The sequence below is a fragment of the Paraburkholderia sp. SIMBA_027 genome (assembly GCF_046535315.1).
GTDB lineage: Bacteria > Pseudomonadota > Gammaproteobacteria > Burkholderiales > Burkholderiaceae > Paraburkholderia > Paraburkholderia tropica.
Map to the genome: position 1 here is coordinate 1 of NZ_JAWRWY010000964.1, position 259 is coordinate 259.

At 59.5% G+C, this 259-nt stretch carries 1 protein-coding gene; it reads left to right on the forward strand.

The genetic code is table 11. From position 1 onward, the window contains the following. Positions 1–30 precede the first annotated feature (30 nt). Positions 31–259 (forward strand): MFS transporter (locus SB764_RS41970; RefSeq protein WP_410867031.1); only part of this gene is annotated, 229 nt, incomplete at its 3' end.

Sequence of the window (259 nt, forward strand, 5' to 3'; positions counted from 1 at the left end):
TGCGGCTTTGCATGGAACGGTGAAGTCCTTGTGATTTCCCGGGCACTGCAAGGAATCGCCGGCGCCCTTCTGGTTCCCAGTTCGCTGGCCATGATCATCACCTCCTTTGCCGGGCCCGCTCAATCGAAAGCAATTGGTCAATGGTCGGGGTGGACCAGCGCGGCAGCCATCGTGGCACCCCTGATCGGCGGGGTCTCCGTGGACTTGGTGTCTTGGCGGGTCATTTTCTTCATTAACGTCATTCCTGCGGCTGCCATCT